The organism is Ameyamaea chiangmaiensis (assembly GCF_013376175.1).
GTDB lineage: Bacteria > Pseudomonadota > Alphaproteobacteria > Acetobacterales > Acetobacteraceae > Ameyamaea > Ameyamaea chiangmaiensis.
Genome location: NZ_JABXXR010000281.1, coordinates 1 through 1731 on the forward strand (window position 1 = coordinate 1; position 1731 = coordinate 1731).

Below are 1731 nucleotides of genomic sequence, written 5' to 3' on the forward strand. Positions count from 1 at the left end.
CCCGCGTCCGGCGTCGTGGTGGGGGCGCTGGCGGCGGGGCTGCATCTGGGCCTGTCGGCGTTCACGCCCGACATCCGGCGCTGGGACCTGCGGCTGCGCGGCTATCGGGCGCAGAAGGTCGTGGCCGGACCCGATCGCGACACGGCGTTGCTGCGGCTTCTGGACCGTCACCCGCCGACCCTGAACGGCGATGCGACCGTGATGGGCGCCGCGTGATGGCGCGTCGCTCCTCCATCGTGGTGATCGATTACAATGGCGGCAACCTTGCGTCGGCGGCGCAGGCGCTGACGCGCGCCGCGTTCGACAGCGGCATCGACGCCGACGTCACCATCACCGCCGATCCGGACGCCGTGCGCGCGGCGGACCGCATCGTGTTGCCCGGTCAGGGCGCGTTTGCCGACTGCGCCGCCGGGATTGCAAACGTCCCCGGGCTGCGTGCGATCATCGAGGAACAGACCGCCGCCGGCGTGCCGTTTCTGGGCATCTGCGTGGGTATGCAGCTGATGGCCGAACGTGGGCTGGAGTTCGGTGAAACGCCCGGCTTCTGCTGGATTCGCGGCGAGATCGCGCCGATGGAGGCACCGGGGTTGCGGCTGCCGCAGATGGGCTGGAACCAGTTGTCCTTCACGCCCGGCGCACACCCGCTGACCGAGGGTCTGGCGCCCGACGCGCACGTCTATTTCGTCCATTCCTACGCCCTGCGCGGGCACGACACGGACGAACTGGTCGCGACCACCGAGTATGGCGGGGCGGTACCGGCCATCGTCGCGCGTGGCAACCGCGCCGGCACGCAGTTCCATGTGGAAAAGAGCCAGCGGACGGGCCTGCGGATTCTGGCCAATTTCCTGCGCTGGACACCGGCGCCGTGACGACGGTCGAGGATCAGCGCCACGCCGAGCGCGTCACGGCCCTCAGCGAGGACGACCTGCACGCCCTGTGCGAGGCCACGGGAGCCGCGATCCTCGACGGCGGCGGCTTTGGCTGGCTCAACGTCCCGAGCCGCGCGGTGCTGGAGCGGTATTTTCGCGGCCTTCTGCTGGTACCCGAGCGCATCCTGTTCGTCGCCCGGCTGAATGGCGAGATCGTGGGCGCGGCCCAGATCGTGCGCCCGCCGCGCAACAACGAGGCGCAGGGCATGTGCGCGGCGCTGACCCATCTGTACATCGCACCCTATGCGCGCCGACGCGGGCTGGGGCGGCTTCTGGTCGAACTGGCGGAGGAATGCGCCCGCGCCATGGGCTATCAGGTGCTCAACCTCGACGTGCGCGAAACCCAGGCCGGTGCGATCGCGCTGTTCCATGCGGCGGGTTTCCACCACTGGGGCACGCATCCGTCCTATGCCCGCGCCGAAGGCCAGACACTGAAGGGTCTGTTCATGACCAAGCAGCTCAAGGACGACGTCCGCCGTGCGACCGCCCGCTCCACCCTTGCTCAGGACCCGTCAAGCGCCGCCATGACCACTCCCTCCGCCCTGACCCTCTACCCCGCCATCGACCTCAAGGACGGACACTGCGTACGTCTGCGCCGGGGCGAGATGGACGACGCCACCGTCTATTCCGATGATCCGGGCGCGCAGGCCCGTGCCTGGTGCGCGGCCGGATGCCCGTGGCTGCACGTGGTCGACCTCAACGGCGCCTTTGCCGGTCGCTCGGCCAATGTCGCGGCGATCGAGGCGATCATCGCCAATGCCACCGTCCCGGTGCAGCTTGGCGGCGGCCTGCGCGACATGGC

Annotated in this window: 2 protein-coding genes and 1 pseudogene; all 3 read left to right on the forward strand. The window is 69.9% G+C overall.

Annotated features, from left to right (window positions below; genetic code table 11):
• A pseudogene (locus tag HUK82_RS16355) lies at window positions 1-216 on the forward strand (hypothetical protein); the annotation flags it as partial.
• On the forward strand, window positions 216-869 hold the full coding sequence (gene hisH, locus HUK82_RS16360; protein ID WP_176614931.1) for an imidazole glycerol phosphate synthase subunit HisH: 654 nt from the start codon (window positions 216-218) through the stop codon (window positions 867-869). The pseudogene HUK82_RS16355 and the gene hisH, both read left to right, overlap by 1 nt.
• Window positions 866-1731 (forward strand): GNAT family N-acetyltransferase (locus HUK82_RS16365; RefSeq protein WP_176614932.1); only part of this gene is annotated, 866 nt, incomplete at its 3' end. The genes hisH and HUK82_RS16365, both read left to right, overlap by 4 nt.

Bases quoted from the DNA above. Each gene is read 5' to 3' on its own strand.
- hisH (WP_176614931.1), top strand. From the start codon at position 216: ATGGCGCGTCGCTCCTCCATCGTGGTGATCGATTACAATGGCGGCAAC.